The following is a 22,475-nucleotide window of genomic DNA, read 5'->3' as shown; positions in this document are numbered from 1 at the left end:
CATGCTGGGCTTTTTGCTTTTTGGAATATTTATTAAATATCATTTTGATTATTGAAAATTAATTAATGCAGTAACAAATATTAATTAGTATAAAAAACAGTCAAAAAAAGAAGGTATTTGTCACTTTGTAATTATTTTCTATTTATTTCTTGCTGTATGTATGAAACAATTCAGCTATACAAGGAAAATTTTTTTGAGGTAGTCAGTGATCGATAATGATGGCTACCGTCCGAATGTAGGAATAGTTATTTGTAACAGGTATGGTCAAGTACTTTGGGCTCGTCGGTATGGGCAAAATTCTTGGCAATTTCCTCAGGGCGGAATAAAACAAAGCGAAACGCCTGAGCAGGCAATGTTTCGCGAATTAAACGAAGAAGTTGGTTTATCATCAAAAGATGTGAAGATTTTATCCGTTACTAATGGTTGGTTACGATATAAGTTACCCAAAAGGATGATCCGTTGGGAAAATCAGCCAGTTTGTATTGGGCAAAAACAAAAATGGTTTTTATTAGAATTAATATCTGATGTATCAGTCATTAATCTCAATACATCCTCAGCACCTGAATTTGATGATTGGAAATGGGTTAGTTATTGGTATCCCATTCGACAGGTGATTGCATTTAAACGAGATGTCTATAGAAAGGCAATGAAGGAATTTTCTTTATCTGTGTTTGCTATACAGTCTGAAATAGAGACATCAGTAACTAATATTTCTAAAAAGAAACGATTTAATTTCTTTGCTAATAAACGGAAAAACAAAAAGCGTAATAAAAAATGAATCAATATTTACAATTCCCTAATTTCGATCCAATAGCCTTTTCCATTGGTCCGGTATCACTTCATTGGTATGGTGCAATGTATTTATTTGGAGTGCTGGGTGCACTTTATTTGGCTAAGCGCCGTGCAAATAAGCCAAATAGTCAATGGACGTCACAGCAGGTTGAAAATTTATTATTTTGGGGGTTTTTAGGTCTTTTTATTGGAGGCCGTTTAGGCTATGTCTTCTTCTATAATTTAGAAGCTTTTATCAAAGATCCTATAATTTTATTTAAAGTCTGGGAAGGCGGTATGTCTTTTCATGGTGGTTTAATTGGTGCGATTTGCGTTATTGCCCTTTTTGCAAAGGGAACAAAGAAAACTTTTATGCAAGTCGGTGATTTTGTTGCCCCTCTTGTCCCGATTGGTTTGATGTTTGGGCGATTTGGTAATTTTATTAATGGAGAACTTTGGGGGAGAGTAACTGATTCATCGATTGGTATGTTATTTCCAACATCATCACATGCCGATTTTATGTTTGTTCAGTCTCATCCAGAGTGGTTTTCACTTTATTCCCAATTAAATGGTATTTTACCAAGGCATCCTTCACAGCTTTATGAAATGGTGTTTGAGGGAATAGTACTGTTTATTATTTTAAATATTTTTATTCGAAAACCAAGACCTACAGGCTCTGTATCTGGCTTATTTTTATTTTGCTATGGTTTATTTAGATTTGTTATAGAATTTTTTAGACAACCAGATGAGCAGTTAGGCTTATTTTTAAATATTATCAGTATGGGACAAATATTATGTTTACCAATGATTATTGGTGGTATTTTTATTCTTTTATTTGCATATAGATTTAATAATAAGGCAAAAACACAATGAAACAATATTTAACGTTAATGCAAAAAATTTTAGATGAAGGTACACCTAAATCAGATCGAACAGGTATTGGAACACTATCTATTTTTGGGCATCAAATGCGGTTTAATTTACAAGAAGGTTTTCCTCTTGTTACGACTAAAAAGTGTCATTTACGTTCAATTATTCATGAATTGCTTTGGTTTTTGAAGGGGGATACAAATGTTAAGTATCTTCAGGACAATAAGGTAACTATTTGGAATGAATGGGCTGATGAAAATGGTGATTTAGGTCCTGTTTATGGCAAACAATGGCGGGCATGGGGAGCGGCTGATGGTCGTCAAATAGATCAGATTTCACAGTTAATTGATCAAATTAAAAATGATCCTGACTCTAGACGTATGATTGTTTCTGCTTGGAATGTTGGAGAATTAGATCAAATGGCATTAGCACCGTGTCATGCCTTCTTCCAATTTTATGTTGCAAATGGCAAACTATCTTGTCAACTTTATCAACGTTCTTGTGATGTATTTTTAGGATTACCATTTAATATAGCCAGCTATTCTTTGTTGGTACACATGATTGCACAGCAATGCGAATTACAAGTAGGTGATTTTGTGTGGACTGGTGGTGATACACATCTTTATTCTAATCATATAGAACAAGCTCATTTGCAACTATGTCGTGAACCAAGAGTATTGCCAAAATTAGTTATTAAACGTAAACCTCCAACAATTTTTGATTATGAGTTTGAGGATTTTGAAATTGTTGGTTATGAACCGTATCCAGCAATCAAAGCGCCTGTTGCTGTTTGATTTTCGTTAAAAAGTTTCAGGTAACTATGTGTTTCAGTATAAAAATAGATAATTTTAAGAATAGCTAATAGTTTTAACTGTGAGCTACTTAAATATAAACTGATAACAAATTTAGTCACAGAATAATGATATAAAGTCCTTAGACTTTGTTTATTTTATGCTCCCGAAAAATAAGATATAATAAGCAACTGTATTATTAATAATAATTTGATCTTAATATGAGTCAAAATCAAGAAATTCGCCCTATTTTTACTAAAAGTTTATTACATCCTCGTTATTGGTTAACGTGGCTTGGTATTGGTATTTTATATTTAATCGTTTTATTGCCATATCCAATCATTTATCAATTGGGAAAAGGGTTAGGATTGCTTTCGATGAAATTAATCGGCAAACGTAAAGAAACGGCTAGGCAAAATCTTAAACTCTGTTTTCCTGAAAAAACACAATCTGAACGTGATCAGATGTTGCGTGAGAATTTTATTTCAACAGGTTTAGCAATTTTTGAAACTGGTATGGCATGGTTTTGGTCTGATAAACGGCTTGCTAAAAAAGTTTCTATTGTAGACGATTTTCATATCACAAAAGTTCAACAATCAGGTCAAGGTGTTTTGCTCATTGGTATTCATTTTCTGACATTAGAATTAGGTGCACGTATCTTAGGAATGAACCATCCTGGAGTCGGAGTGTACCGTCCAAATGATAATCCTGTAATGGATTATGTTCAGCTTAAAGGGCGGCTCAAATCAAACAAATATATGTTGGATCGACATAATACTAAAGGAATGATCCGCGCACTAAAAAATGGTGAATTACTTTGGTATGCACCAGATCATGATTATGGTCCTAAAAATAGTGTATTTGCGCCTCTATTTTCAGTAAAAAAAGCTGCAACAACTGTAGGCACGCGTATATTAGTGAAATTAGCTCAGCCAGCTATTATACCATTTACTCCTAAGCGTGAGAAAGATGGTCGTTACACTGTTTATGTAACATCAGAGCTTGAAGATTATCCAATTGATGATGATGTACTTGCTGCTACTTTTATGAACAAAGCGATTGAACAAGAAATTCTAAAAGCACCTGAGCAATATATGTGGTTACATCGAAGATTTAAAACTCGTCCAAAAGGTGATGCACCTTTATATACTGATAATGTTCAATCTGATTAATATGAATATTTTTTATAGCTTCTGTTGAAAGAGCAAAAAATTATAATATGCAAAAACTAAACAAAATTATTCTTTATTGCCGTTGTGGATTTGAAAAAGAGTGTGCTAACGAAATTACAGATAAAGCTGCTCAGAAAGAAGTATATGGCTTTGCTAAAGTTAAAGAAAACAGTGGTTATGTTGTTTTTGAATGCTATCAAGATGATGATGCACAATTATTAATAAAAAATTTAGATTTTCGAACACTAATTTTTGCAAGGCAAATGTTTGTAGCAGGTGATCTATTAGTTGATTTACCTACAGATAACCGTATTTCTCCAATCATTGATGCATTATCTGGATGTATTGACAAAGCTGGAGATCTACGTGTTGAAGTTGCTGATACAAATGAAGGTAAAGCGCTTTCTGGCTTTTGTCGTAAATTTACCGTGCCCTTTCGTCAAGCATTAAGAAGTAAACGTATTTTATTAAAAATTGAGAATCCATCAAGACCCGTTGTCCACTTATTTTTTATCAGTAATACCAGTTGTTATGTTGGTTATTCACTAAGTCAAAATAATTCGCCTTTTTATATGGGAATTCCAAGATTAAAATTTCCCTCTGATGCGCCAAGCCGTTCTACATTAAAATTAGAAGAAGCCTTCCATATTTTTATTCCTTATGATGAGTGGGAGGAGCGATTAAAAGGTGGTTTAAACGCTGTTGATTTGGGTGCTTGTCCTGGAGGTTGGACTTATCAACTGGTTAAAAGAAGTATGATGGTTTATGCCATTGATAATGGACCTATGGATGAAAAATTGATGGAAACTGGACAAGTTAAACATTATCGGGAAGATGGCTTTAAATTTATACCTAAAAAGCATAATATTTATTGGTTGGTTTGTGATATGGTTGAGAAACCAGCTAAAGTAACAGAATTAATAGCCAAATGGTTAATTAATGGTTGGTGTAGAGAGGCTATTTTTAACCTCAAATTACCAATGAAAAAACGTTATGAAGAAGTAAAACAAAATCTATATTCGTTAAATAAAGAGTTAAATAATAAAAAAATCAACGTACAAATTCAAGCAAAACAGCTTTATCATGATCGAGAAGAAATTACGGTTCATGTACAACGAATTTGGGGATAACAAAATTATAAGAGAGTAGGTATGAACTTGAAACGTTACTTTTATGCTATATTAATAATACCATTATTTACATTTTTGGTATGTTGTACTTTAGGAAATTCAGAGAAATCTCTTAACTTTGATGATAACAAAAATTCTAGTTATTATCTTTCACAAGCAGATAATAGTTCTGGAATAGATAAAGTTAATTGGCAATTATTAGCTATTCGTGCACTAATAAAAGAAAATAAATTTTCACAAGCAACTACATTATTATCAAATTTACCACCCAAACTTAATGATGAGCAACAAAAAGAAAAGTTATTATCAGAGGGTCAAATCGCTGTAAAAAAAAGGAAATCATTTGATCTGAATCAATTCACTATTGAAAATTTGTCTAATTCACAACTGTATCGTTATTACATTATTAAATTGGGTTTAGATATAAATGGTAAAGATATTAATGCTCAAGCCCACGATTATCTTCAATTAGAAAAATATGTATCAGAAACAGAAAAAAGGCAATTATTAAATAATACATGGAATTTTTTCCGTAAATTAAAATCTGGTAAAATCCGCAAAATTTTAGTTGATGAAAATGAAACTATATTACAAGGTTGGGTTGATTTAGCTTATGCTTACCAAAATGCGAGTAAAGCATCCACTCCACAAGATGATGATACACCAGAAATTATTGCTACAAAATCCGAAAATCAAAAACAGCTATTAAAACAAGCTATTAACAATTGGGCTATACAATATCCAGATCATCCCGCAAAAGAGATTATCTCGATATTAACTGGAGAACAAACACTTGCTGTTGATGCTAATGCAAAAAAAGTTGCATTATTGTTACCATTAAATAGCTCTTCACGTATATTTGGTGAAACAATTCGTCAAGGTTACATGGATGGAATTAAGTTTTTTCCACAAGAACCACAACAAAATGTGATTATACTTGATACAACTAGTGCGCCAATGAATACTTTAATCCAGCAAGCACAGGAACAAAATGTTGAGTTAATTGTAGGTCCTTTATTAAAGAAAGAAGTTATTGAATTAAAATCACTAGAGCCAGCTATTCCTGTCTTAGCCTTGAATAAGGTTGATAACACTACTGCGTCTGCAAATAAAATTTGTTATTTTGCTTTATCTCCTGAAGATGAAGCAAAAGATGCGGCAGACCATATTTATTCTCAAAATAAAATAAAACCATTACTGTTAGTCCCTCAAAATGATTTGGGTAAACGTGTTGCACAAAGTTTTGCTGTACAGTGGTCACAATTGTCAGCAAATAGTTCACAAGCTTACGTACAATATTTTGGTAACACTCAAACACTAAGCGCCAATATGAATCGTAACATAGGGATTAGTCTTGCTGGCAATCCTATTTTGATAGATGAAACGCTATCAGGGGGAATGGTATCTGCTGGATTTGATGCTATTTATGTTTATTCTTCATATGATGAATTGACGTTGATAAAGCCAATGCTTGATATGGGTGCAAATAAAACTATTGGAAATTCATCTGCGGTTACACTTTATTCAAGTTCTAAAAGTCATGTAGCTAATGCTTCTAATGACTTTAATTATGATATGAATAAAACTGAATATGCAGATATCCCTATGGTTATAAATCAAATGGATAAGGTAAATACAAATATACCTAGCAACATTCAGAAAGATTATTCATTAATTCGCCTGTATGCAATGGGCATTGATGCGTGGAGACTAACAAATCGTTTTAATCAACTTAATTCATATCAACCTAATTTTTTAGATGGTATGACAGGTAAATTATCAACAAGTGATCAATGCGAAGTGACACGTGCACTCTCCTGGCAGCAATATATTTATGGTGAAGATAAATCTGATTCAAAAAGCGAATAAAAAACAAATTGGCGAGCATTATGAAAATATAGCTTGCAAATATTTACTTAAGCAAGGGCTTATACTTCTTGCACATAATAGCCAATTTCGCTTTGGAGAGCTGGATTTAATTATGCTTGATAATAAATGTCTTGTTTTTATTGAAGTACGTTATCGAAAAAATGCTAACTTTGGTGATGCGGAGATGACAGTTACACTAAATAAACAAAATAAAATCAGGCAGGCTGCCCAACAATGGATGATGGCGCAAAATTTAAATATTGAAGATACAGAATTTAGGTTTGATATTTTTGCTATTACAGGTAACAGCAAAAAATGGATTATTAATGCATTTTAATTTTAGGTGAAAAGTGTGCAAGATTTAATTAAAAATTACTTCACTGAAAGTATTCAAACTCAAATCGTGATGGCAGAATCACTTGGCTATTCTATTGAAAAGGCAGCGAATATTATTGTCGATAGTTTACTTAATGGCAACAAAATTATGAGTTGTGGTAATGGTTCATCAGCAGCTAATGTACAAAGCTTTACTTCACGTTTAATCACCAGTATTAATATTGAAAGACCAAGTATTCCTGCAATGGCTTTAGTATCAGACAATGTTTTATTAAGTGCTATAGCTAATCATGAGGAGATTTATGCTCGTCAAATTCAAGCATTAGGGCAACAAAGTGATGTTTTAATAATAGCAACTTGCCAAGGGAATAGCAGATCTATCATTCGTGCAGTTCAAGAAGCGGTAATTAAAGATATGAAAATTGTCGCATTAACTGCTTTTGATGGTGGTGAAGTTATTGGCTTATTAGGCCAGAACGATATTGAAATTAGAATTCCGTCTTACAAAAAAGTGATGGCATACGAAATGCACGCTATGATTCTAAATTGCTTGTGCCAATTAATCGAGAATAGACTATTTATTCACAGTAAATAAGCTGAAATAAAGACGGTTTAATTCTGCATTAATAGTGATTTTATGCTATAATTGTGAACTATTTTGATGACTTAAATTAATAAGAGTACATGGTGTTATGACCGAACTAGCCAAAGAAATAACCCCCGTTAATATAGAAGATGAATTAAAATCTTCTTATCTTGACTATGCAATGTCTGTCATTGTTGGGCGTGCCTTACCTGATGTCCGTGACGGTTTAAAACCTGTTCACCGGCGCGTTTTATTTGCTATGCATGAAGCTGGATATGATTGGAATAAACCTTATAGGAAGTCTGCTCGTGTTGTTGGGGATGTAATCGGTAAATATCATCCACATGGTGATTCAGCAGTTTATGACACAATTGTACGTATGGCTCAACCATTCTCATTACGTTATATGTTGGTTGATGGTCAAGGTAACTTTGGTTCTGTTGATGGCGATTCAGCTGCTGCGATGCGTTATACTGAAATTCGTATGCAAAAGTTTGCGGGAGCATTATTAACTGATCTAGATAAAGAGACAGTTGATTTTTCACCTAATTACGATGGTTCAGAAATGATCCCAGATGTGTTACCAACACGAATTCCTAACTTATTAATTAATGGCGCATCAGGGATTGCTGTTGGTATGGCGACTAACATTCCTCCTCATAATCTCTCTGAAGTTATCAATGGTTGCTTGGCTTTTATTGAAGACGAAAATATTTCAGTCGATGGTTTAATGGAGTATATCCATGGGCCAGATTTTCCAACAGCAGCATTAATTAATGGTCGAAAAGGTATTGAAAATGCGTATCGCACAGGTCGTGGTATTATCTATATTCGCTCTAAAGCTACCATAGAAGTTGATGATCATAGTGGACGTGAAACCATTATTGTTAATGAGATTCCGTATCAGGTTAATAAGAAAAAACTGATCGAAAAAATTGCAGAATTAGTTAAAGATAAAAAAATAGAAGGTATTTCGGCATTACGTGATGAATCAGATAAAGACGGTATGCGCATAGTTATTGAAATCAAACGTGATGCTGTTGGTGAAGTTGTATTAAATAACCTTTTCTCTTTGACTCAATTACAAGTTTCATTTGGTATCAATATGGTGGCTTTACATAAAGGCCAACCAAAACTCCTAAATTTACGCGAAATGATTGAGGCTTTTGTGCTTCATAGACGAGAAGTTGTAACTCGTCGAACCATTTATGAATTACGCAAAGCACGCGAACGTGCTCATGTATTAGAAGGTTTAGCAATCGCACTTGCCAATATTGATCCTATCATTGAGCTTATTCGTGCTGCTGCAACACCTAGTGAAGCAAAAACTAAATTATTGAGCCAAGCTTGGCAACTTGGAAATGTTGCTGCCATGCTAGAAAAAGCAGGTAATGATGCAGCTAGACCAGAAGATTTAGCACCAGAGTTTGGTATTCATGATGGACATTATTATTTATCAGAAGCACAGGCTCAAGCGATTTTAGATCTCCGCTTACACCGCTTAACCGGCCTTGAACATGAAAAAATTCTTGATGAATACAAAGAATTATTGGTTCAAATTGGTGAGTTATTACATATTTTAGCTAGCTCAGAACGTTTAATGGAAGTGATTCGTGAAGAATTAGAAAGCGTTCGAGACCAATTCCAAGATGCTAGAAGAACAGAAATTACAGCGAGCAGTGCAGATATTAATATTGAAGATCTTATTGCTCAAGAAGATGTGGTCGTTACTCTTTCCCATCAAGGTTATGTAAAATATCAACCACTTTCAGATTATGAAGCTCAACGTCGAGGTGGTAAAGGTAAATCTGCCACTAAAATTAAAGAAGAAGACTTTGTCGAAAAACTATTAATTGCCAATACCCATGATACGATTCTTTGCTTCTCAAGCCGTGGTCGATTATATTGGATGAAAGTTTACCAACTGCCTGAAGCCAGCCGTGGTTCTCGAGGTCGTCCAATTATTAATTTGTTACCTCTTGAAGAAAACGAACGAATCACAGCAATCTTACCTGTTCGAGAATTTGATGATGAACATTGTGTATTTATGGCTACAGCACAAGGTACAGTTAAGAAAACATCTTTAATTGAATTTAGTCGTCCACGAAGTGGCGGTATTATTGCGATTAATTTACGTGATGATGATGAATTAATTGGCGTCGATTTAACTAGCAATGATCCATCAGCTATTGTAGATGATGAAGAACTTAATGATGATGCCATTGTTGAAGATATTGACTCAGAAGATGATAACCTGATTGGTGAAATCTCAACGACTGAAGATATTATGTTATTCTCTGCTAATGGTAAAGTTGTTCGTTTCCCAGCCAATAAAGTTCGTTGTATGGGCAGAACGGCCGCAGGTGTACGTGGCATAAAACTTGATAGCGATGATAAAGTGGTTTCATTAATTGTACCTAGAGGTAGTGGCGCAATCTTAACAGCAACTCAAAATGGATATGGTAAACGCACACAGCAAGAACTATATCCAACCAAATCAAGGGCAACTAAAGGTGTTATTTCTATCAAAGTTAGTGAGCGAAATGGTACTGTTGTTGGCGCAGTTCAAGTTGATGAAACCGATCAAATCATGCTAATCACAGATGCAGGAACACTTGTTCGTACTCGTGTTTCAGAGGTAAGTATTGTTGGTCGTAACACTCAAGGTGTCATGCTTATTCGAACAGCTGACAACGAAAAAGTTGTGGGATTACAACGAATAGCCGAAACAGAAGATGACGCAAGTGGATCGGAGGTATCGGAAAATAATGAACGGCACGATTCACTTCAAGTGTCCGAGGATTAATTATTTAATAATCTAAAAGGATTAGTTTTGCTAATCCTTTTTTATTTTAAAGAATCGTAAAAAGGAATAGTATTAGATGTCATTTTTAATAAAAAAAATATTAACAAATCTTGCATGGCAAATTTTGATTGCTTTGATTCTAGGAATTGCCGTAGGTGCTTATTTATTTGAGCTCTCTGCTACAAACCACCCTTTGCATTCATATTATCAATTTTCAATAGTAAATATATTTCAGCCTGCAGGCGATATCTTCATTCGGTTAATTAAAATGATTGTGTTGCCAATTATACTGAGTACTTTAACTCTAGGTATTGCAGGTCTTGGTGGTTCAAAACGGTTAGGGACCTTAGGTTTTAAAACAATTCTCTATTTTGAAATTATTACAACTATTGCTATTTTATTAGGTCTTTCTTGGGGAAATATTTTTTCACCTGGCTCGGGAATTGACTCCTCAACACTTGCAACGACAGACATTAGTAAGTATACCCAAGCAGCTGAAGAATTAAGCGGTAAACCTCATGGTTTAATTGTTATGATATTAGATATGATTCCTGCTAATATCTTTAAAGCTATGACGGACGGTGCTGTTTTACCTGTGATTTTCTTTTGTGTCTTTTTTGGTCTAGGCTTAATGTCTTTGCCAGATAAACAACGTGAACCTTTTCTTTTATTTTTAAAAGTAATTTCAGATACTATGTTTAAAGTAACTAATATGATAATGCGTTATGCACCTATTGGTGTATTTGCTCTTATCACGGTAACGGTTGCTAAATATGGATTTGAATCTTTACTTCCACTACTTAAATTAATTTTAACCGTCTATTCGGCAATGATTATTTTTACGTTAGTGGTATTAGGGCTGGTTTGTAAAATTTGTAAATTTAATATTTTTACATTATTAAAAATCTTGAAAGAAGAATTAGTGATTGCATTTTCAACCGCAAGTTCTGAAACTGCATTGCCTAAAATAATTGAAAAGATGGAAGCTTATGGAGCACCAAAATCGATAACTAGCTTTGTTATACCTACAGGCTATTCATTTAATCTTGATGGTTCAACACTCTATCAAAGTATTACTGTTATCTTTTTAGCACAGTTATTCCACATAGATTTAACTATTTTGGATCAGGTTATTATTGTCATCACTTTAATGATTGCATCTAAAGGGATTGCAGGTGTGCCTGGTGCGTCAATTCTTGTTTTATCGGCAACCCTAGGTAGTGTCGGTATTCCTCTTGAAGGGATTGGTTATATTATGGGGGTAGAACGTATTTTAGATATGGGCAGAACAGTAGTTAATGTGGTTGGTAATGCACTAGCAGCAATTGTTATTGCGCGTTGGGAACATACTTTTGACGACAAAAAAGCAAGAGCTTATGAACAACAATATTTAAAATGATTAAATAATTATGTAGATTAATTTATCCCCAAAAAACTACCTGTTTATCAGGTAGTTTTATGCAAAGTATATCCATTTAATTATTGATAAGAATAAGAAATATTTTGTCATGTCAAATTCAACTCTTTCACCATCGGTGACCACTAATCAGAAAGAAATCAACTTCGCAATGCTCTCTATTTTCATAATTAGGTATTTCATTAATTACATACCCTGATATAGTATTTATCGATTCAAAAAATAGAAAACCAAAGCTTAAGTAATTTCTAGAACACACCTTAATTTTTTAGAGATTATTTAACTATGAAGTATAAACAACTCGTTATTTTCCATAGGTTAATGTTGTTTTATTGAAAATAGCGATAATTTTGTCTACAAATCGATATAAAAAAACCCAGCATTTGCTGGGTTTTTCAGTATTTATTAGATAACTATTTAATTTTAGCTTCTTTATAAATAACATGCTGACGAACTACAGGATCGTATTTTTTGATCTCCATTTTTTCAGGCATAGTTCTTTTATTTTTGCTAGTGGTATAAAAATGACCTGTACCAGCAGAAGAAACTAATCTGATTTTTTCGCGTACACCTTTAGCCATGATATGGTTTCCTTATTAGTACTTTTCACCACGGGCACGAAGTTCAGCTAAAACTGAATCAATACCCTTTTTATCGATAGTACGCATACCTTTAGCAGATACACGCAATTTTACAAAACGTTTTTCGCTCTCAACCCAGAAACGGTGAGTTTGAAGGTTTGGTAGAAAACGACGTTTAGTAGCATTCATCGCATGAGAACGATTATTTCCTACTAAAGGACCTTTTCCTGTTACTTGGCATACTCGTGACATGTCAATAATTCTCCGAAATTTCTATGCTTAAGCCCTGGGCGTAATATGTTAATGGAATTGACCTCGTCAGGCTTTTAGTTTACTGCAGTTCTATCTGAGAAGCAGTTTAACCTCTCACACTACACCCATAATAATGAGGTAGCGAAGTATACGCTGTTATGCGCAAATTCTCAAGTATTATCTTACCTATGCATAAAATTAGTTTACAATGGCATAACTCATATAATATTTATTTTATTAGTTAAAAAAAATTCCTAAAACCATTTTGAATCAATCTGATAGATAAAATTTTTGTAAAAATTTTTTGTAATAGCACTTGCTTTTTTCTTATAACGAACAATTCATTATAAAACAATATACTGTCTTTAACATCATTTTAGAAAAAATGATTTAATTTAATAATAAATATGTTTTAATAAGCTTGATTAAGATTTTTATTTATATCGTGTTAATTTTCCAATTTATAAGGAGATTATATGAACCAGTTCACGCCGTATAGTATATATGGCATTATCGGTTATCCTTTAGGGCACAGTATGAGTCCACTTATTCATACTACGTCATTTCAAGATTATGGGATCCCAGCAGTTTTAGTTCCTTTTCCTACTCCACCAGAAGAGATACCGACACTTTTTAAATCAGTAAGATTACTAAATATCCGTGGATTATGTGTCACTATTCCACATAAACAGACTATCATCCCTTATTTAGATGAAGTGACAGATCATGTAAAAAAAGCAGGTGCGGCGAATTTGGTGTATTGGGAAGGGGATAAACTTTGTGGGGATAATACAGATATTATTGGATTCATGGAGCCACTTCAAAATAAAAAACTGCCAGCAGAATTCAAAAAAGTGTTATTACTTGGAGCAGGAGGTGCTGCACGAGCAGCTGTAGTGGGATTACAGGAACTTGGTTATACCGATATTACAGTAACGGATATTGCTGATGATTTACCTCAGGCATTAGCTAGTGAATTCAACCTTAAAACTATTTCATGGGAAGACCGTAGCAAAGTTGAAGCTCAAATTGTTATTAATTCAACACCATTAGGTATGACGGGTAAATTTGAGAATCAAACACCTTATAAACAAGCTTGGTTTAAAGGTAAAGGAGTGGCTTACGATATTGTTTATACTCCATATAATACTTGTTTTAGGCAAGAAGCAGAAAAAGCTGGCTGGCAATCTATTTCAGGGCGTGAAATGTTTATTGGTCAAGCAAATGCTCAATTTAAGATTTGGACAGGAAAAGATCTTTCTGAACGAGCAAAACAAGCTGTAATTGATGCTTTAGCTAAACATTAATTACCAAACAGGCAAACATATCTAGTTAAATTGGAATTAATCGTATTTTCTACTGTTTATATAATTAGCTGCTATTGCCAACTATATTACGTTGGCATAGGCAAAGTTAATATATTAATTGGATAGATCAAGCGCATTATAATAAGGAGCATTTATGACTAACTTAGAATTGCAAGCGTATCGTCGTTTTCTTATGCTAAAAGTATCAGAAGCTAGTGAATATATTGGCAAAACAGATATTAATACATGGCATGATTGGGAAAATGGTACAAAGCCGATCCCAGAGTTTGTCGGAAAAGCAATGCAAGAACTAAAAAAAATCAGAAACGAAAAAATAAATATTATTATAAATAGTATTAATGATCGTATTGGTAGTAATACAATTCGCTATTTTATGACATACGAAGAGTTCAAAAAGGTAAATTTAGATCTTGATGTGATTCAATGGCGATTACATCAATCAATTGCAACAGAGCTCTATTTCCGTGGTTTAGAAAAGTTATGTTAATTAACTTTATTAAGATGACTTTTAGGTTTTAAAAGCTTTCTTATAATATTGTAAACATTTCATTACGGATATATTCTATATAGGTTATTTTTAATTATATAAAAAATATATAGTTATATATTTTTTATATAATATGTAAAAAATTTGTTGCAAAAATAAGAGCGAATCACTAGCATGGTTAATATATTCTATAAATCTGAAAAGATAAAACCCAATATGAATAAAACAATTTTTTTAGTTGGTGCACGGGCTGCAGGTAAAACAACGATGGGAAAGATGTTAGCAAATAAGCTATCGTTTTCTTTCATTGATACCGATAGATATTTACTCGAAACTACTCAAAAGACGGTAGCCGAAATTGTTGAAAAAGAAGGTTGGGAAGGATTTAGAGCAAGAGAGAGCCAGGTGTTGATTGATACAACTAAACCTAATTGTGTCATTGCAACTGGTGGCGGTATGGTATTAGCTGAGCATAACCGGAATTTTATGAAACAAAATGGTATAGTTATTTTTTTATCTGCACCTGCGGCAACACTAGCTGCGCGTTTAATGAAAGATCCTAACATTGCTCAAAGACCGTCACTAACAGGCCTATCTATTTATGATGAAATGGAAAAGGTATTGGCTGAAAGATTACCTTTATATCATGATGCTGCACACCATGTGATCAATGTTGATCAAGATGAAAGTTTGATTCTTGCAAAAATGTTTGAAATACTTCAAAGCTAATTTAACTTCTTTTAATAAAAATACCGATTAAAAAGTGGTATTTTTATTAATAATAGAAAAAATAAATTTTTAAAATTTAATTAAGATTCTATATAAGTTTAATTTTTGAATAAAACTTTATTGTTTTCTAGAACCAAATGAAAGCTAAGTAACAAATTTATACTTACTATCTTTCTGATTAATATTGATACTTGTATATTGAATAGAATTATAATTTTATGTTTTACATATGGAGTATGACAAGTGGATAATCGAAAGGTCAATTCTTATGGAATTGCAGGATCTATATATGCAAATTATATAATACAAAGTATTGCATTAATTGTGATCATGCAATTTTCATATGATATATCGAAACAACTTAACATTGATCTAATCGGCATTGGTAAAATTGCTTCGGGTATAGGAATTGGAAAAATATTATTAATGTTTGTTGGTGGTGTATTGTCAGATAAATTTGGTCGCAAACTATTTATTTGTCTAGGTATGGCTTGCTATGCTATTTTTTTTCTAGGAATGCCTTTTTGTACTAATATAAATATTGCTTTTTGTTTAGCTATTGCTATTGGGGCTGGAAATTCTTTTTTAGATACTGGTTCAATGCCAGCATTAACAGAATGTTTTCCAAACTCATGTGGTACAGCTAGCGTATTGATCAAGGCTTTCATTTCAATGGGATCTCTTGTTCTTCCATTTATTGTTGTTTTTTGCCATCAATACCAAATATGGTATGGTTGGATTTTTTATGGTTTTGTTGCTTATTTAATAGTTAATACACTATTTTTACTTCCTAAGCAGTTTCCACATATAGATACCTCCATTAAAAGTAATGAATGCTCACAAAGTTATTTTATTGGAAAACCTAATTTTGGATTTGAAGGTATTTTATTAATTATTATGGGATTTACAACAACAGCAACATTCGTTATTGTTTTGCAGTGGTTGCCAACTATCGCTATCAGAGCTGTTAATATGAGCGAACCTGATGCTAATCAACTGATTAGTTATTATAGTACTGCCTCAATTATTTCTGTATTTGTTACGGCTTTTGTAGTCAAACATCTATTAAAACCTATCTTTTGCATCATTATTTTGCCTGCCTTATCTGCGTTGGTATTAATCATTTTTTATTTTAATGTTTCACCTGCAATGTGCGTTATCGTCGCAATAGGAATGGGATTTACTGCGGCAGGGGGGGTACTTCAATTAACTTTGGTTGTTATGCAACAAATGTTCCCAACACGAAAAGGTCTTGCTGTAGGTTGTATGTATACTTTTAGCGGTCTATCGTTTGTTATCATTCCGCTTATAGTACCAAAATTAGCTATGTTCAATGTAAGTTATGCCATATTAATTGACTTTTTTATTGCGATGTCAAGTGTAATACTTGGCTCAATTATCTTTTATCGTTTTAAAAAGGTAGTTGATATAACAAAAATATAATTTTATATATTTTAAGAATAATAATGTTAGAGGGCATGCCAATATGGCATGCTTTTTTTCGATATTAACATCTCATAAAAATTTTAATTTATTTTCGTATTTAACAATTCAATATTTTGTTAATCCATTATTACTTAATCAAAAATCATTAAGCTTAAGCCATTAACTTTTATTAATAGCAAATTTTAAGATTTTTATTAGATTCTTGAAATATTGCTTGCCATAAAACCAAAAATAAATAAAAATACATAAAAAGTGAATAAGTATTCAGCTTGAGGTGGTTGTGAAAATGAAAGAACGTACAACTGAGTTAGTTGATGGCTTAAGACATTCAGTACCTTATATTAATGCACATCATGGTAAAACATTTGTAATTTTGCTCACAGGCGCAGTGTTAAAAAGTAATAATTATTCAAGTATTATTAGTGATATTGGTTTACTTTATAGTCTTGGTATTAAACTTGTTATTGTTAATGGTGCTCGCAATCAGATTGATGAATCTTTAAAAAATCATAATATCACACCTAAATATTATAAAAATACGCGTATTACCGATGCAACAACACTGGACATCATTAAACAAGTTACTGGTTCATTACAACTCAATATTACCGCAAGTTTATCAATGAGTTTAAATAATACTCCATTACAAGGAGCTCATATCAGTGTTGTAAGTGGTAATTTTGTGATTGCACAACCTTTAGGGGTAGATGATGGGATTGATTATTGTCATACAGGTAAAATCCGCCGTATAAACAACGAGGCTATAGCTGAACAACTAGATCGTGGCTCAATTGTGTTACTAGGCCCTGTTGGCGTTTCGGTTACTGGTGAAAGTTTCAATTTAGCGTCTGAGGATGTCGCAACCGAAGTTGCTATTCGCTTAAAAGCGGATAAATTAATCAGTTTTTGCGCTGAACAAGGAGTACTAGATGAAAACGGTCGTGTTATTACCGACCTTTATCCTGTTGATGCGGATAATTATGTCAATAAAAAAGAGCAGCAAGGTAAGCCTTTATCTAGTGAAGCACGTTTTTTACGTGCAGCATCTAAAGCATGCCGTAGTGGGGTCAGACGAAGCCATTTGGTAAGTTATTTGGTTGATGGCTCAATTTTACAAGAATTATTTTCGCGTGATGGGATTGGAACACAAGTAGCGATGGAGCATTCTGAACAAGTGCGTTTAGCAACTATTAACGATATTGGAGGAATTCTAGAACTCATACGCCCACTTGAAGAACAAGGTATTTTGGTTAAACGTTCACGTGAGCAGTTAGAAATGGAGATCGATAAATTTACCATTATTGAACGTGATAATATGACAATTGGTTGTGCAGCGCTTTACCCATATCCTGAAGAAAAAATGGGAGAAATGGCCTGTGTAGCTATTCATCCTGATTATCGCAATTCATCTCGAGGAGATGACTTAATTGAAAAGTTAACAGAAAAAGCAATCCAGCTAGGACTCGAAAAAATATTTGTTTTAACTACACGTAGTATTCATTGGTTTAGAGAAAAAGGTTTTAACCCAGCAGAAGTTGATGATTTACCGATTAAAAAGAAAAAACTTTATAATTATCAAAGGAATTCTAAAATTTTAATGCTTGATATTCTTTGAACTATATTTAAATAGATCTGGGAGCGACTAAAATTTCTAATATATAAATCTGGTATTAAATAATGGGATATTAACGCCAGCTATAAAAAGTAATTAGAATTAGTATGTTACAACAGTATTTAAAATTTGCATTGTAAATGTTTTTTTTAAGTAAAACCCACGTGGTCGAGTTAAAATAATATCACCATTTTCACCAATTGCTTCCGTAAGAGCTTGTCCATTGGCTGCTTTAGGTCTAATTTGTAAATAAGTACCATATCGGGCGGTAATTTTTTCAATATGCCCTAGTGCTATCATATCCATTAACTCTTCCCAGTCTTGTTTGAGCTGTTGCTCTTGTTCTTTAGTTGGTGTCCACATAATAGGTTTTCCAACTTTTCTATCTGCGAGAGGAATCGTTCTTTCACCTTCTATCGGAATCCAAAGCACTTTTGCAAGTTTATATCTAACATGGCTTGTCTCCCAAATAACACCATGATTAGCCATTAATGGTGTGACACTAACGAAGGTTGTTTCAAGTGGTTTACCGTGTTTATCAACAGGAATAGTTTTAAGCTCTATACCAAGATTAGCAAAATCTTGCTCAGCTTTACTACCAGCATTGGCTCCTAAAAAAGTTTCAATAAGATTGCCTACCCAACCCTTTTGTTTATTTAGATTATTCGGTATAGGTATGTTTAAGTATTGTGCTATCTCGCCAAAAGTATAACCTGCTGCTAACTGAGCTCGTTGCAATAATTCTTGTTCACTATTAGGAAAAAATATAGGCATGGCAAAAATAGTTAACTTACTTGTTAAGAAAACACAGTCAATTATATTGACTGTGAATCTTAAAATAAAGAGTTATTAGCTTAACTTTTCAACCCAACTTGCATAGCTATTAATAATAAGGATTAAGAATTCTTTACTTTTTTCAGTAATATTACCACTTTCATCAAAAGCAGAAGCTACATTACCAATATAAGCTTCAGGCTGTTGTAATGTCGGCATATCAAGAAATACTAATGATTGACGAAGTTGATGGTTAGCGCCAAATCCACCAATTGCACCTTGTGAAACGGAAACAATTGCAGCGGCTTTTTTAGACCAAATGCTCTTACCATAAGGACGAGAACCAATATCTATTGCATTTTTGATAACAGCAGGAACTCCACGATTATATTCTGGTGTCACAAAAATAACACCCTGACAATCGGCTACTTCTTTGCGGAAACGAGTATAAGAGGCAGGAGGGGTATCATTATCAATATCTTCATTATATAAAGGTAAATCGCCAATTTGAATAATTTGTAATGAAAGTGATGGTGGTGCAATTTTTTGAAAAACTTTTGCTACTTTTAAGTTATAAGAGTCTTTGCGCAAACTTCCTACCAGTACAGCAATTTTTTTACTCATCTTAAATCTCCACTTTTTTTATAAGAGGTATTTTTAATACCTCTTAAATTAATAGTATTTGTTAATGTCCTGATGAGTCGACTTTTCGTCCTGCTTCAAACAAGAACCATGCACGTTGTTCTGTTTGATCGATCCACTCTTCAATTAAACTGGCAGTAGCCGTATCATTGTATTTATCACAAATATCATGTGCAACACGCATACGTTCTGTTAGTTTTACATTATCTTGGCATAGCTCGGCAAGCATATCTGATGGTTCAACGAAATCTGCATCATTATCAGAAATACTCTGTAATTTAGCAATGTGACCAATTGAGCGTAGAGTTGTGCCACCTAACTTACGGACACGTTCCGCAATCGGATCTGTCATTGCAAATAGCTCTTCACCTTGATCATCTAGCATTAAGTGGTAATCACGGAAATGAGGGCCACTAACATGCCAATGAAAGTTTTTAGTTTTTAAATATAAAGCAAATACATCTGCTAAAACAGAATTCATTGCTCCAGAAATATCTTTTGATGCCTTTTGTCCTAAATCAGTAGGAAACAAAATAGCTGATTGTTGTAGTTTTTTAGCAGAAGCCGTACTTTTAGCCATGATATATTCTCCTTTAAATTGAATAATAAATACCCGTATTGACAAAATTACGCCAACTTAATGTTAATGTCCAATAAAAAACGTTAATTTTTTACTATCATTGCTATTTCAGTAACCTATGGTTTTTTTATCTCTTTCTTCTTTTTTGTTTTTATTTATCTGAAATAATATCTTTCAAAATAAAAGAAAATATTTCAAAATGTGATTTAGTTAAAAGTTTTTATATTTCAAAGTTGATAGCATTAATGCGAAATTTAACTCAATAGGAGACAATATGATTGATGCTATTTCATTTGGTGCCGAATGGTTTATTGGTTTATTCCAAGAAGGCGGCAAGGTATTTGTGGGTATGGTAACAAGTATATTACCATTATTAATTTCATTACTCGTTGTGATGAACGCAGTGATTAAATTTATTGGGCAAGAACGTATTGAACGTTTAGCGCAAGCTTGTGCGGGCAATCCTGTTTCTCGATATCTATTATTACCACTTATCGGAACTTTCGTATTTTGTAATCCAATGACATTAAGCCTAGGTCGTTTTATGCCAGAGTTTTACAAACCGAGTTATTATGCAGCTTCATCTTATAGTTGCCATTCAATGAATGGACTCTTTCCACACGTTAACCCTGGTGAACTTTTTGTTTATTTGGGAATAGCGGCCGGTTTAACTACCCTAAATTTACCTTTAGGCCCTCTTGCTGTGAGTTATTTTCTTGTCGGTTTAGGTGCTAACTTCTTTAGGGGGTGGATTACTGACTTTTGTACTGCCATTTTTGAAAGAAAAATGGGCATCAAGTTAGAAAGAAAAGTTCATCTATAATAAAAATAAGGAATATAAAAAATGGCAAAATTTATCTACCTTGAAAAAGGCGAAGCAGGTTGGGGTGGACCTTTGGAACTTCCAGTTATTGCTGGTAAAAAAATTGTTTATATTGCAGCAGACTCGTCCAGCCATAGTTGACACTTTAGTTGATCTAACAGGTTGGGAAGCTATTGATGGTTTTAAAGATGGTGAGCCGCCTAAAGATGAAATTGGCGTTGCTGTGATTGATTGTGGAGGAACATTACGTTGTGGAATTTATCCAAAAAATCGTATACCAACTATCAATATTCATGCCACAGGTAAATCAGGCCCTCTGGCTCAATATATTGTTGAAGATATTTATGTTTCTGCGGTAAAACCTCACAATATCAAACTAATAGAAAAAGAAGGGAATGTTGTAAGCGAACCAGCAACAAACAATAAATCGTCTGAATTTAAAGATTATGACAGCAGCAAAAAAATTACTGAACAAAGCGATGGTTTGTTAGCAAGAATTGGTATCGGTATGGGTTCTGGCGTTGCTGTCTTCTTCCAAGCTGGCCGAGATACAATTGACACTGTACTGAAAACAATACTTCCCTTTATGGCGTTTGTATCGGCACTAATTGGTATCATCATTGCATCTGGATTGGGTAACTTTATTGCGCATGGGCTAGTACCACTGGCAAACAATCCGCTTGGATTGGTTATTTTAGCCTTAATTTGTTCATTTCCATTACTTTCCCCATTCTTAGGTCCTGGTGCGGTTATTGCTCAAGTTATTGGGACATTAGTTGGTGTTCAAATTGGACTTGGTAATATTCCACCGCATTTAGCATTGCCAGCATTATTTGCCATTAATGCACAAGCAGCATGCGACTTTATTCCGGTTGGTTTATCACTTGCTGAAGCTAAACAAGATACAGTTCGAGTAGGGGTACCATCGGTGTTAGTTAGCCGCTTTTTAACCGGTGCGCCAACAGTATTAGTTGCATGGGCGGTATCGTTATTTATCTATCAATAGATTGTCTAAAAAATGGGATGGTTCCATCCCATTTTAAACTAACGTTAAAAATAAAAAGCTTGGATTAAGTGAAAGCAAGAAATAAGAAGGTTAATGATGTCAAATATTATCTATCAATCAAAAATTAGTCAAATTGGTGAGTTTGCTCAAGATGCATTAACTGATGGTATGTTAATCCTGTTTAAAACTGGAGCACCAGCAGATTTAGCGGATTATTGTTTTGTGCATAGTCATGATGATTTAAAACAAGATTTACAAGTTGGGCAGACCATTTATCTAGGTAAACAGAGTTACAAAATTACCGCGGTGGGTGATGTTGCTAGCGTTAATTTCCGTGAATTAGGTCATATCACATTAAAATTTGATAGTAATAATCAAGCCGAATTACCAGGAACCATTCATATAGAAGGTGAAACTCCAAGTCAGCTTTTTGTGGGTGATGAAATTAGAATTGTAAATGATTAAGG

At 33.5% G+C, this 22,475-nt stretch carries 22 protein-coding genes and 1 pseudogene; 18 read left to right on the top strand and 5 right to left on the bottom strand.

The annotated features are described in order from the left end of the window. The first annotated feature begins 205 nt into the window (after positions 1-205). From rppH to gltP, 10 genes are all read left to right on the top strand, one after another. Positions 206-778, top strand: a complete 573-nt coding sequence (gene rppH, locus B9N71_RS07390; RefSeq protein ID WP_065590265.1) for an RNA pyrophosphohydrolase — start codon at positions 206-208, stop codon at positions 776-778. Further along, positions 775-1,644: a prolipoprotein diacylglyceryl transferase gene (gene lgt, locus B9N71_RS07385; RefSeq protein WP_065575365.1), complete on the top strand. Its 870-nt coding sequence runs from the start codon at positions 775-777 to the stop codon at positions 1,642-1,644. The genes rppH and lgt overlap by 4 nt, the downstream gene beginning before the upstream one ends. Beyond that, positions 1,641-2,435 (top strand): thymidylate synthase, encoded by a 795-nt coding sequence (gene thyA, locus B9N71_RS07380; protein ID WP_085165202.1) that lies wholly within the window; start codon positions 1,641-1,643, stop codon positions 2,433-2,435. Before lgt ends, thyA begins: the two co-directional genes overlap by 4 nt. A gap of 218 nt (positions 2,436-2,653) precedes the next feature. Beyond that, positions 2,654-3,604 carry an LpxL/LpxP family Kdo(2)-lipid IV(A) lauroyl/palmitoleoyl acyltransferase gene (gene lpxL, locus B9N71_RS07375; protein WP_065590268.1) on the top strand — a complete coding sequence of 317 codons (951 nt, stop codon included), beginning with the start codon at positions 2,654-2,656 and terminating at the stop codon, positions 3,602-3,604. Positions 3,605-3,651: 47 nt separating this feature from the next. Continuing rightward, entirely contained in the window at positions 3,652-4,734 is a 1,083-nt protein-coding gene (rlmM, locus tag B9N71_RS07370) for a 23S rRNA (cytidine(2498)-2'-O)-methyltransferase RlmM (RefSeq protein ID WP_085165199.1), read from the top strand. A 21-nt stretch (positions 4,735-4,755) separates the two neighbouring features. Next, positions 4,756-6,603, top strand: coding sequence for a penicillin-binding protein activator (locus B9N71_RS07365; protein WP_085165197.1), 1,848 nt, complete (start codon positions 4,756-4,758; stop codon positions 6,601-6,603). Beyond that, positions 6,569-6,940, top strand: coding sequence for a YraN family protein (locus B9N71_RS07360; protein ID WP_065590271.1), 372 nt, complete (start codon positions 6,569-6,571; stop codon positions 6,938-6,940). The genes B9N71_RS07365 and B9N71_RS07360 overlap by 35 nt, the downstream gene beginning before the upstream one ends. Positions 6,941-6,955: 15 nt before the next feature. Next, positions 6,956-7,534, top strand: a complete 579-nt coding sequence (locus tag B9N71_RS07355) for an SIS domain-containing protein (RefSeq protein ID WP_065590272.1) — start codon at positions 6,956-6,958, stop codon at positions 7,532-7,534. A 97-nt stretch (positions 7,535-7,631) separates the two neighbouring features. Further along, positions 7,632-10,331 carry a DNA topoisomerase (ATP-hydrolyzing) subunit A gene (gene gyrA / locus B9N71_RS07350; RefSeq protein ID WP_085165195.1) on the top strand — a complete coding sequence of 900 codons (2,700 nt, stop codon included), beginning with the start codon at positions 7,632-7,634 and terminating at the stop codon, positions 10,329-10,331. Between the two features lie 88 nt (positions 10,332-10,419). Next, positions 10,420-11,730: a glutamate/aspartate:proton symporter GltP gene (gene gltP, locus B9N71_RS07345; RefSeq protein WP_085165204.1), complete on the top strand. Its 1,311-nt coding sequence runs from the start codon at positions 10,420-10,422 to the stop codon at positions 11,728-11,730. 431 nt (positions 11,731-12,161) lie between these two features. On the opposite strand, the gene rpmG is transcribed toward gltP, so the two are convergent. Then, on the bottom strand, positions 12,162-12,329 hold the full coding sequence (gene rpmG, locus B9N71_RS07340) for a 50S ribosomal protein L33 (protein WP_025314526.1): 168 nt from the start codon (positions 12,327-12,329) through the stop codon (positions 12,162-12,164). A gap of 15 nt (positions 12,330-12,344) precedes the next feature. Then, complete coding sequence (gene rpmB / locus B9N71_RS07335; protein ID WP_085165193.1) at positions 12,345-12,581, bottom strand: 50S ribosomal protein L28; 237 nt, start codon at positions 12,579-12,581, stop codon at positions 12,345-12,347. 476 nt (positions 12,582-13,057) lie between these two features. Here rpmB and aroE point away from each other — a divergent pair, with 476 nt between their 5' ends. From aroE to argA, 5 genes are all read left to right on the top strand, one after another. Then, positions 13,058-13,888, top strand: coding sequence for a shikimate dehydrogenase (gene aroE, locus B9N71_RS07330; RefSeq protein WP_085165191.1), 831 nt, complete (start codon positions 13,058-13,060; stop codon positions 13,886-13,888). A 154-nt stretch (positions 13,889-14,042) separates the two neighbouring features. Next, positions 14,043-14,396, top strand: coding sequence for an Aca2/YdiL-like domain-containing protein (locus B9N71_RS07325; protein WP_034913431.1), 354 nt, complete (start codon positions 14,043-14,045; stop codon positions 14,394-14,396). A 216-nt stretch (positions 14,397-14,612) separates the two neighbouring features. Beyond that, positions 14,613-15,125: a shikimate kinase AroL gene (gene aroL, locus B9N71_RS07320; RefSeq protein ID WP_085165188.1), complete on the top strand. Its 513-nt coding sequence runs from the start codon at positions 14,613-14,615 to the stop codon at positions 15,123-15,125. Positions 15,126-15,368: 243 nt separating this feature from the next. Continuing rightward, entirely contained in the window at positions 15,369-16,568 is a 1,200-nt protein-coding gene (locus B9N71_RS07315) for an MFS transporter (RefSeq protein ID WP_085165186.1), read from the top strand. 289 nt (positions 16,569-16,857) lie between these two features. Continuing rightward, the gene (gene argA, locus B9N71_RS07310) at positions 16,858-18,186 is read left to right on the top strand and encodes an amino-acid N-acetyltransferase (RefSeq protein ID WP_085165184.1); all 1,329 of its coding nucleotides are present in this window, start codon (positions 16,858-16,860) and stop codon (positions 18,184-18,186) included. Positions 18,187-18,285: 99 nt separating this feature from the next. Here argA and mutH read toward each other — a convergent pair whose 3' ends face one another. From mutH to B9N71_RS07295, 3 genes are all read right to left on the bottom strand, one after another. Then, positions 18,286-18,957 carry a DNA mismatch repair endonuclease MutH gene (gene mutH / locus B9N71_RS07305; protein ID WP_143422079.1) on the bottom strand — a complete coding sequence of 224 codons (672 nt, stop codon included), beginning with the start codon at positions 18,955-18,957 and terminating at the stop codon, positions 18,286-18,288. A 75-nt stretch (positions 18,958-19,032) separates the two neighbouring features. After that, complete coding sequence (locus tag B9N71_RS07300; protein ID WP_085165180.1) at positions 19,033-19,581, bottom strand: NADPH-dependent FMN reductase; 549 nt, start codon at positions 19,579-19,581, stop codon at positions 19,033-19,035. Positions 19,582-19,642: 61 nt separating this feature from the next. Next, entirely contained in the window at positions 19,643-20,179 is a 537-nt protein-coding gene (locus tag B9N71_RS07295) for a Dps family protein (RefSeq protein ID WP_034913453.1), read from the bottom strand. A gap of 274 nt (positions 20,180-20,453) precedes the next feature. Between B9N71_RS07295 and srlA the strand changes: the two genes are divergently transcribed. From srlA to B9N71_RS07280, 3 genes and pseudogenes are all read left to right on the top strand, one after another. Next, positions 20,454-21,002, top strand: a complete 549-nt coding sequence (srlA, locus tag B9N71_RS07290; RefSeq protein WP_085165178.1) for a PTS glucitol/sorbitol transporter subunit IIC — start codon at positions 20,454-20,456, stop codon at positions 21,000-21,002. Between the two features lie 21 nt (positions 21,003-21,023). Beyond that, positions 21,024-22,008 (top strand): annotated as a pseudogene (gene srlE / locus B9N71_RS07285) (PTS glucitol/sorbitol transporter subunit IIB). A 93-nt stretch (positions 22,009-22,101) separates the two neighbouring features. Further along, entirely contained in the window at positions 22,102-22,473 is a 372-nt protein-coding gene (locus B9N71_RS07280) for a PTS glucitol/sorbitol transporter subunit IIA (RefSeq protein ID WP_244178535.1), read from the top strand. The last annotated feature ends 2 nt before the right edge of the window (positions 22,474-22,475 follow it).

The sequence above is a fragment of the Gilliamella bombi genome, assembly GCF_900103255.1.
In the GTDB taxonomy this organism is placed as follows: Bacteria; Pseudomonadota; Gammaproteobacteria; order Enterobacterales; family Orbaceae; genus Gilliamella; species Gilliamella bombi.
Note: the sequence above shows the minus strand (reverse complement) of the source record. Positions and strands in the feature narration are given on the sequence as shown.

What these genes read in the sequence shown, in the direction of transcription:
- srlA (WP_085165178.1), top strand. Translation starts at nt 20,454, where the DNA reads ATGATTGATGCTATTTCATTTGGTGCCGAATGGTTTATTGGTTTATTC.
- mutH (WP_143422079.1), bottom strand. Translation starts at nt 18,957, where the DNA reads ATGCCTATATTTTTTCCTAATAGTGAACAAGAATTATTGCAACGAGCT.
- lpxL (WP_065590268.1), top strand. Translation starts at nt 2,654, where the DNA reads ATGAGTCAAAATCAAGAAATTCGCCCTATTTTTACTAAAAGTTTATTA.
- B9N71_RS07360 (WP_065590271.1), top strand. Translation starts at nt 6,569, where the DNA reads ATGGTGAAGATAAATCTGATTCAAAAAGCGAATAAAAAACAAATTGGC.
- B9N71_RS07300 (WP_085165180.1), bottom strand. Translation starts at nt 19,581, where the DNA reads ATGAGTAAAAAAATTGCTGTACTGGTAGGAAGTTTGCGCAAAGACTCT.
- aroE (WP_085165191.1), top strand. Translation starts at nt 13,058, where the DNA reads ATGAACCAGTTCACGCCGTATAGTATATATGGCATTATCGGTTATCCT.
- rpmB (WP_085165193.1), bottom strand. Translation starts at nt 12,581, where the DNA reads ATGTCACGAGTATGCCAAGTAACAGGAAAAGGTCCTTTAGTAGGAAAT.
- gyrA (WP_085165195.1), top strand. Translation starts at nt 7,632, where the DNA reads ATGACCGAACTAGCCAAAGAAATAACCCCCGTTAATATAGAAGATGAA.
- B9N71_RS07280 (WP_244178535.1), top strand. Translation starts at nt 22,102, where the DNA reads ATGATGTCAAATATTATCTATCAATCAAAAATTAGTCAAATTGGTGAG.
- thyA (WP_085165202.1), top strand. Translation starts at nt 1,641, where the DNA reads ATGAAACAATATTTAACGTTAATGCAAAAAATTTTAGATGAAGGTACA.
- rpmG (WP_025314526.1), bottom strand. Translation starts at nt 12,329, where the DNA reads ATGGCTAAAGGTGTACGCGAAAAAATCAGATTAGTTTCTTCTGCTGGT.
- argA (WP_085165184.1), top strand. Translation starts at nt 16,858, where the DNA reads ATGAAAGAACGTACAACTGAGTTAGTTGATGGCTTAAGACATTCAGTA.
- B9N71_RS07295 (WP_034913453.1), bottom strand. Translation starts at nt 20,179, where the DNA reads ATGGCTAAAAGTACGGCTTCTGCTAAAAAACTACAACAATCAGCTATT.
- lgt (WP_065575365.1), top strand. Translation starts at nt 775, where the DNA reads ATGAATCAATATTTACAATTCCCTAATTTCGATCCAATAGCCTTTTCC.
- B9N71_RS07325 (WP_034913431.1), top strand. Translation starts at nt 14,043, where the DNA reads ATGACTAACTTAGAATTGCAAGCGTATCGTCGTTTTCTTATGCTAAAA.
- rlmM (WP_085165199.1), top strand. Translation starts at nt 3,652, where the DNA reads ATGCAAAAACTAAACAAAATTATTCTTTATTGCCGTTGTGGATTTGAA.
- B9N71_RS07365 (WP_085165197.1), top strand. Translation starts at nt 4,756, where the DNA reads ATGAACTTGAAACGTTACTTTTATGCTATATTAATAATACCATTATTT.
- aroL (WP_085165188.1), top strand. Translation starts at nt 14,613, where the DNA reads ATGAATAAAACAATTTTTTTAGTTGGTGCACGGGCTGCAGGTAAAACA.